Here is an 8,507-nt window from a genome sequence, read left to right on the forward strand (position 1 = left end):
GACAGCCTTCGTGTAGACGAATGATCTCCCAGCATCGGCATTATCCGTACTGGTACAAAGGGACTCTCTCAACCACGCCGAAGGCGCAGTACCCCTGCTTGAACTGGGAAGTATAGGAGCTTATGCGGATCCAGACAAGTCAATCCGATGGATCCAGCAATTACGCAAGCAATTGAAATGTGCTGCCGCACAAGCGGTGCCGGCACGGCGCAGCAGCGCACAGTGTATATTGGTGCGACGCAGCATGATCAAGTTGCGTTTGCAATGACGCTGTTGGTGTCGTTGGCCACGCTGTTTACGCCAGAAAGCCGGGATTCATGCTGTACTGCAGCGACTTCGCCAATGATGAACAGAGCCGGCGCTGCGGCCTGCGCGGCCAGGGCGTGCAGATCGGCCAATGTGCCCGCGTATACTTTTTGTGAAGCGCGTGTGGCATGGCTGACCACGGCAACCGGCGTGTCGGCACGACGACCACGCTGCGTCAGTTCGCGGGTAATTCTGGCCGCATTAACGGTGCCCATGTAGACCACAATGGTCTGACGCGGCCGAGCCAGGGTATCCCAGTCAATCGCATTTTCGTTACGACAGGTGTGGCCGGTAACAAACAGAACCGATTGCGAATGGTCGCGATGGGTCAGCGGGATGCCGGCATAGGCAGAGGCGCCTAGTGCGGCAGTGATACCCGGAATCACCCGACAGGCAATGCCCTGGTCGGTGACTGCCTGCATTTCCTCGCCGCCACGTCCGAAAATAAAAGGATCACCGCCCTTGAGCCGCACCACGCGCAGGCCTTTTCTGGCGTGGCTGATCAACAGTTCATTGATCTGGTCCTGTGGCACAGAATGGTGGCCACCGCGCTTGCCCACCGGCACCCGCTCGGCATCGCGGCGGATCAGTGTCATTATTTCATCTGAAATCAGTGCGTCATGAAAGACAATATCGGCTTGTTGAACGGCCTGCAGGGCGTTCAGGGTAAGCAACCCGGGGTCGCCCGGACCAGCGCCCACCAGTGTGACTTCGCCTTGTTGCGGCACGCCGCTAGCCAGTTGCGCCTGCAGCAACGCCTCGGCGCCCGCCGTGTCGCCCGACTGCGCGGCATCGGCAAAGCGGCTGCTGAACAGCATTTCCCAGAAGCGTCGTCGTTCCGTCAGGGAGCCCAGCTGTTGCTTGACCTTGCCACGCCAGCGTCCGGCAATCTGGGCCATATTGCCGAATTGCTGGGGAATCAGTGTTTCCAGTTGCTGGCGCAATTGCCGGATAAGCACCGGGGCCGTGCCATTGCTGCTAATGGCAATTTGCACGGGCGAACGGTCGATCACCGACGGAACGATATACGAACACAGTTGTGGATTGTCCACGACGTTGACCAGTTTTTTACGAGCTTCGGCGGCATCCGATACGGTCTGATTGACAGCGGCATCGTCGGTGGCCGCCACAACCAGGAATACGTCGTCGAGCCATTGGGCTTCAAACTGCTGCCCGCGCAGCAATACTTTGCCCTGTTCTGTCCATAATTTCAGTTGTGGTGTCAGCTCCGGGGCTGCCAGGTGTACGCAGGCGCCGGCATCAAGCAGGGCGTGCGTCTTGCGCTCGGCCACTGTGCCACCGCCAATCACCAGTACGGGACGTCCTGCGAGATTGGCAAATAAGGGAAAGGTCTGCATCGTGTTTCGAGTCAAATGTGAGAGAAGGGCGGTTATATGGTTATTGCATCTGTAATCGTAGTGTTTTTACAAATAATCGAAAAATATATATCTGCTTGTAGCTTAGATCTTTCAGTAATAAGAAGGTATCACATACCTGGCAGGCTTATATAGATAGAGGTAATGTTGAAATGACATATCTGTCGTTCGTGCAGTGCGCAATCGTTGCTAGGATGAAACCCGTATAAATAGTAAATCGTCCACATAAATAGTAAACAATGAGTGACAAGCCGCCCAGGGCACGGTTCTGACGACCGGCATTCTACTGGGTGAGTATTGTCCGTGCGCAGGGAAATCAGACAAATGAGTTATCCACCACTATCGGGCTTGCCGATCAATTCGGATACGCTATCCGAATTGCAGAAGAACCTTTCGGGGTTGAATCCGTTGCAGACAGCGTGGCTGTCCGGCTATTTATGGGCACGCAGCCAGCAGATGGATGCACCTGTCGCCGCCAGTGCCAGTGTTGCAGCAGCGCCCGGCACGCCGGAACAGGCCAGTCCGGTACTGATATTGTCGGCATCCCAGACCGGTAATGCACGCCGGGTTGCCCAGTCGTTGCAGGATAAACTGAAGGCCGCCGGGGTCGCATCGGTGCTCAAAAATGCGGGCGATTACAAAAGCCGGCAGCTCGCTTCGGAGCGGCTTGTCCTGGTTGTCGTCTCGACCCAGGGCGATGGTGAACCACCTGAAGAGGCGCTGACATTGCACAAGGCGCTGTTCGGCAAGAAGCCACCCGAGGTCAAATCCCTGCAGTTTGCAGTGCTGGGGTTGGGAGACAGTTCCTATCCTGATTTTTGCCAGGCGGGCAAGGATTTCGATTCGCGTCTGGAGCAACTGGGCGCGCAGCGTCTGTTTGAGCGTGTAGACTGCGACTTGGATTACCAGGCAACGGCTGACCAGTGGGTTGAAAAAACAGTGGCCTGGCTGGTCGAACACGAAAGCCGCAATACGGCAGCCACTTCAGCGCCCGCCAGTGTCAGTGGCCTGGTCAATGAACCGCAGGTGCATGCGCAAATTTACACGCGGGAAAAACCGTTTACTGCCACCATTCTGACCAACCAGAAAATCACCAGTCGCGACTCGCTCAAGGATGTACGGCATCTGGAATTTGATCTGGCTGACTCCGGTATCCGTTATCAGCCTGGCGATGCGCTGGGTGTCTGGTTTCGCAATGACCCGGCGCTAGTTGATTCGATTTTGTCCTCGACCGGGATCGATGGCGCCGCAAATGTGACGCTGGCCGATGGCAAGACACAGGTGGGGGTTCGCTACGCACTGATTCATCATCTGGACATTACCCAAAACACGCCGGCCTTTGTGAAGGGATATGCACAGATTACCCAGGATCCGGGTCTTCTTGAGCTGGTTGCCGACAACAAGGCATTGCAGGACTATATCGCCGATACGCCTATAGATACGGTGCTCCGAAGGGTGCCGCAGGTGCTGACAGCGCAGCAGTTGTGCAATTTGCTGCGCCCGCTTACCCCGCGCCTGTATTCCATTGCTTCGGCGCAGGAAGAGGTGGGTGACGAGGTCCACATCACCGTGGCCCTGGTGGAGTATGAGCAGGATACGATACAGTATCAGGGTGGGGCTTCCGGTTACCTGAATCGTCGTCTGGAAGCAGGCGATGAAGTGGATATTTTTATCGAACCGTCGGCGCACTTTCGTCTGCCCCAGGATGCACAAACGCCCATTATCATGATCGGGGCCGGCACTGGCATTGCACCGTTTCGCGCATTTATGCAGAAACGCGATGCCCAAGACCAGGAAGGGGACAACTGGCTCATTTTTGGCAACCAATCCTTCAAGGATGATTTTCTATACCAGCTCGAATGGCAGCAGTTGGCCAAGTCCGAGCGTTTGTCACGCTACAGTTTTGCATGGTCGCGTGATCAGCAGGAAAAAGTTTACGTCCAGCACAAGTTGCTGCAGGAAGGCACGCAGCTGTGGCAGTGGCTGCAGAGGGGCGCGCATCTGTACGTGTGCGGTGACGCAAGTCGTATGGCTAAAGACGTTGAAGCGGCCTTGCTTGAGGTGATCGCCAGCGAGGGCGGGCTCAGTGTTGATGATGCCGATGCCTATCTGGATGAGCTGCGCGAGTCGCACCGCTATCAGCGCGACGTATATTGAGGAATGATCATGAGTGACATCAAAGCACCGGCCGGCAAGCTGTCGGATAACGAACGTCTGAAAAGCAATAGCAGGTATCTGCGCGGCACCATCGTCGAGGATCTTCAGGATCCGTTAAGCGGCGGCTTTCGTGGTGACAATTTCAACCTGATCCGTTTTCACGGCATGTATGAGCAGGACGATCGTGATATTCGGGCCGAACGTGTAGAACAGAAACTGGAGCCGCTGAAAAATGTGATGCTGCGCTGCCGGATGCCGGGCGGTGTCATTACACCAGCCCAGTGGCTGGGGATTGACGAGTTTGCCGCCAGTCATACAATGTACGGCAGCATCCGCATTACCAATCGTCAGACCTTCCAGTATCACGGCGTGTTAAAGCAGAATATTCGTCCGGTACACCAGTGGCTGCATCAACTGGGCCTGGATTCGATCGCTACGGCGGGCGATGTCAATCGCAATGTGCTATGCACGTCCAACCCGGTCGAGTCCCAGCTGCACGTACAAGCCTGGGAATGGGCCAAGAAAATTTCCGAGCATCTGCTGCCCAAAACTCAGGCTTACGCGGAAATTTGGCTGGATGGCGAAAAGGTGCAAAGCACCGATACCGATACACTGGAGCCGATTCTGGGCAAAAGCTATCTGCCACGCAAATTCAAAACTACAGTGATCATACCGCCGCAAAACGATGTGGACCTACATGCCAACGATCTGAATTTTGTTGCTATCGAACAGGCAGGCAGCCTGATTGGATTCAACGTGCTGATCGGTGGTGGCCTGTCCATGGAACATGGCAATGCCGCGACTTTTCCCACCACGGCGTATGAGTTCGGTTTCATCCCCCTGGACAAAACGCTGGACACCGCCGCAGCAGTGGTGACGGCGCAACGTGACTTGGGTAATCGCAGCGACAGGAAAGCGGCCAAAACACGCTACACGATTTTGCGTGTGGGCCTGGAGGCGTTCAAGGCGGAAGTGGAACAGCGCATGGGCTTTGCCTTTGAGCCGATCCGCCCCTACGAATTTACCGATAGAGGCGATAGGATCGGCTGGGTTCATGGCATTGATAAAAAATGGCATCTGACGCTGTTCATTGAAAATGGACGTGTGCTGGACTATCCCGGCCGGTCGCTGAAAACTGGCTTGCGTGAGATTGCGCGAATTCACAACGGTGATTTTCGTCTGACGGCTAACCAGAATCTGATCGTGGCCAATGTGGATGCGGCGGACAAGGATGCGATAGAAAAACTGGCGCGCGACCATGGTTTGATCAACGACAACGTGACTGTCCAGCGGGAAAACTCAATGGCCTGTGTGGCCTTGCCAACCTGTCCGCTGGCGATGGCTGAAGCCGAGCGCTTTTTGCCGTCGTTTATCGACAAAATGGATGCCATCATGGCTCGTCATGGTTTGCAAGACGACTTTATTGTCACGCGCGTGACGGGCTGTCCGAATGGTTGCGGCAGAGCCATGCTGGCCGAGGTGGGACTGGTTGGTAAAGCGGTAGGGCGCTACAATCTGCACCTGGGCGGCAATCGCGTCGGTACCCGCATTCCAAGGCTGTACAAGGAAAACATTACCGAAGAACAGATTCTGGACATCCTGGATGAACAGATCGGTCATTGGGCTGCCGGGCGGCAGGATCAGGAAGGTTTTGGAGACTTTCTAATTCGTACCGGTTTTATCAAGCCGGTGGTCAATCCGTCAGTTGACTTTCATGATGCGAGCAAGGTGCCTGACACTGCAGCAATCGTTTAAGAAGGTTACGGCCGCTAGCTTTGGTCGTAATGTCGCGATCGATGATGATTGATGCGTGCGGATAAGCGTATCGGAGCAGGGCGGGGACTGAGTCAATGGGTCCTGGCAAAAAACGGAAAGAGCCGTGTGCGTTATACATTGCACACGGCTCTTTTTTTGCTGGTACTGGGCAAGGAATCAGCTAGGCTGATCAAGCATTTTTCAGGTATGACTTGATATGCGCCGTCAGCTCTTTGCGCTGTTTGCCGGTAAGGGCAATAAGCGCAGCTGTTTCCTTTTGGGTCAGTGATTTGAACAAGGCGTCGCGGGCGGCCACTTCCGGGGGAACGAAACTTTTTTCCGGAAGAATGGGCAGTGTGCCGTTGATCAGCCAATCGGAATTGACACCAAAGAATACAGCCAGCCGACTGACAATTTGCGCTGATGGGCTGACTTTACGATTACCCATCTCATAATTGGCGATCGTACTTTGGGACACACCGAGCTCAAGCGCCAGTTCGTTTTGATTCATGCCATGATGAATTTTGCGAAGAAAGTGCAGCCGCTCGGCAAAGGTGCCTAGTTTTGCCACTGCGCGCAGGTCTGGCAAGGATTCATAGTTTTTTCGAGTAGCCATATCAGATAGACCAAAAATGTTACAAGTGGTAAATAACAATTTTCAATAATAGCCGGGTTTCAAAGGTTTTCTTTAACAATTATCACTTTTTGACGTTTTTTTATCGAAAATTTTCTTTTCTTTATGTTTGGGGGTAACGATAGCGTCAAATCCACATTTATTCGGCCTATCGCCAAAGGTCAATCACGCACTTGGTATCAAATATACGATATCACGTCCATGATATCGCTTCAGCAATATCAGGTCAGTAACAGGCCAATAATATCCGTATCGGGATATGCATTTTCCTGGTGTGACAATATCAGGCCTGGTCTATGCCCTGATTAACAGGCCCCGAAGTAGCAATTGTAAGGTGGCCTTGGCCTGCTTCAATCGCAGCTTGCCGTCCTTGGCTTGCGCGATCCAGACGGCGGCCTCGGCCAGGCCGCCGTAAATGAGTGCGGTCAATACTTCCGGGTCGGTTTTGACTACAACGCCCTGTTGCATGAGATTTTCGATCAGTCGTTGCATCGTGTCCAGACAATGGCGGCGTGAGTCAGGCGAAGGGCCCCCCAACACCGCTTTGGCGTCGCGTAGCACAATGCGCTGCATTTCGGGTTCCAGCGCCATCTCCAGATAGGCGTGGCAGCGATTGTTAAAACCTTCCCATGGGTCCTGAGCCGAGTCAGAAATTACTCGCAGGCGGGCATCGGTCTCGGCATCGATCTGTTCTACCACAGCCTCAAGCAACCCTTTTTTGTCGCCAAAATGATGATAGAGCGCGCCGCGGGTCAGGTTTGCCTGCGCCGTGAGCTCATCCATCGACGTGTCGGCATAGCCACGCTCAGTGAATACCTTTCTTGCCGTCGCCAGCAGAGTAGCGCGCGTTTCTTCCGTTTCGGCGCGGGTTCGACGGACCATTTGTGCATCTCCTTTTTAATACGTGACGTATGATTATTTACATACGATGCGTATGAATATATAATTCTATTCATACGCACTGTATGTATTATCGCTGCCCCGTGACGCAATGGCAAGCGGGTCGCGCTCTGGAGAATGAAATGGTTAATCCGTATCGAGAACTTTTCGTTGCGCCTGGCGCCATGGGCTTTGCCCTGGCAGGTCTGCTGGCGCGGATTGCACTGCCCATGACTGGTATCGGCATCATCACCATGCTGTCGCAACTGCGTGCAAGCTATGCTTTAGCCGGTGCCGTGTCTGCTACGTTCGTGTTGACCTACGCACTATTGTCACCGCAGATCTCTCGTTTGGTAGACCGTCACGGACAAAGCCGGGTATTGCCCGCAGCGACGATGATCAGTGTTATCGGTATGCTGGTTTTGCTTGCTGCGTCCCGTTGGCAGGCACCCGACTGGATTTTGTTCGCTGGCGCCTTGCTGGCCGGCTTCATGCCCAGTATCTCGGCGATGCTGCGGGCACGATGGACGGCGATTTATCGGGGTCAGCCGCAGTTAAGTGCCGCCTATTCCCTGGAGACGGTAATTGATGAAGCCACCTACATCGTCGGGCCTGCGCTGTCTGTTGGATTGTCGGTAGCGGCGTTTCCCCAAGCTGGTCCATTGGCAGCGCTCGTGTTGCTTGTGCTTGGCGTATGGGCGCTGACCACCCAGCGTGGCACTGAACCCCAGGTTCAGGTCCGGCCCAACGGCACAGATGCCGCAGGATCGGTTATCCGGCTGGCCAATGTACGCTTGTTGATACTGCTGATGGCGGCAATGGGCGTTATTGTCGGCACCGTGGATATCGTGAGCGTGGCCCTCACCGAGCAATTGGGGCAGCCGGCGGCGGCTAGCCTGGTGCTGGCAGCCTATGCTGTCGGATCGTTCCTGGCAGGCCTGCTATTTGGCGCAATGAAATTGCGAACGCCCTTGCATCGCTTGCTGTTGCTGGGTGGGCTGGCAACGGCTGTCACCACGCTTCCCCTGATGCTGGTAGACAATGTCCCCGCGCTGGCTGCCACTGTATTCTTGGCCGGTTTGTTCTTTGCACCAACGATGATAGTGGCGATGACGCTGGTGGAGCGTCTGGTGCCGGCGCATCAACTGACCGAGGGCATGACCTGGCTGCTGGCCGGTCTGAATGTGGGCGTGGCGTTGGGGGCCGTCGCCTCGGGCCGGATTGTGGATGAATCAGGCGCGCAGGTCGGCTTTGCTATTGCGCTGTGTGCGGGGATCTTGGTATTGCTGGTAGCGCTTTTGGGGCATCTGCGTCTGCGCGCATATTGTCAGTCCCCGCCGGTATCCGAAGCCGCGTAATGGCCGCAAAATTTTTCATACAAATTCAAGGACCAATCACAT

The 8,507-nt window shown here is 55.0% G+C and carries 6 protein-coding genes; 3 read left to right on the forward strand and 3 right to left on the reverse strand.

The annotated features are described in order from the left end of the window. Positions 1-248: 248 nt before the first annotated feature. On the reverse strand, positions 249-1,664 hold the full coding sequence (gene cysG, locus ACTIKR_RS19000) for a siroheme synthase CysG (RefSeq protein ID WP_442328694.1): 1,416 nt from the start codon (positions 1,662-1,664) through the stop codon (positions 249-251). Between the two features lie 342 nt (positions 1,665-2,006). Between cysG and ACTIKR_RS19005 the strand changes: the two genes are divergently transcribed. Together ACTIKR_RS19005 and cysI are read left to right on the forward strand one after the other, a co-directional pair. Beyond that, a complete protein-coding gene (locus ACTIKR_RS19005; RefSeq protein WP_442328695.1) occupies positions 2,007-3,839 on the forward strand; it encodes an assimilatory sulfite reductase (NADPH) flavoprotein subunit in 1,833 nt (610 codons plus the stop codon). A gap of 9 nt (positions 3,840-3,848) precedes the next feature. Beyond that, positions 3,849-5,594: an assimilatory sulfite reductase (NADPH) hemoprotein subunit gene (cysI, locus tag ACTIKR_RS19010; protein WP_442328696.1), complete on the forward strand. Its 1,746-nt coding sequence runs from the start codon at positions 3,849-3,851 to the stop codon at positions 5,592-5,594. A 190-nt stretch (positions 5,595-5,784) separates the two neighbouring features. Here cysI and ACTIKR_RS19015 read toward each other — a convergent pair whose 3' ends face one another. Together ACTIKR_RS19015 and ACTIKR_RS19020 are read right to left on the reverse strand one after the other, a co-directional pair. Then, a complete protein-coding gene (locus ACTIKR_RS19015) occupies positions 5,785-6,210 on the reverse strand; it encodes a helix-turn-helix domain-containing protein (protein ID WP_193090507.1) in 426 nt (141 codons plus the stop codon). Positions 6,211-6,522: 312 nt separating this feature from the next. After that, positions 6,523-7,110 carry a TetR/AcrR family transcriptional regulator gene (locus ACTIKR_RS19020; RefSeq protein ID WP_193090506.1) on the reverse strand — a complete coding sequence of 196 codons (588 nt, stop codon included), beginning with the start codon at positions 7,108-7,110 and terminating at the stop codon, positions 6,523-6,525. A 140-nt stretch (positions 7,111-7,250) separates the two neighbouring features. Between ACTIKR_RS19020 and ACTIKR_RS19025 the strand changes: the two genes are divergently transcribed. Then, entirely contained in the window at positions 7,251-8,465 is a 1,215-nt protein-coding gene (locus ACTIKR_RS19025) for an MFS transporter (RefSeq protein WP_442328697.1), read from the forward strand. Positions 8,466-8,507: the final 42 nt, after the last annotated feature.

The sequence above is a fragment of the Advenella sp. genome, assembly GCF_052108595.1.
In the GTDB taxonomy this organism is placed as follows: Bacteria; Pseudomonadota; Gammaproteobacteria; order Burkholderiales; family Burkholderiaceae_B; genus Advenella.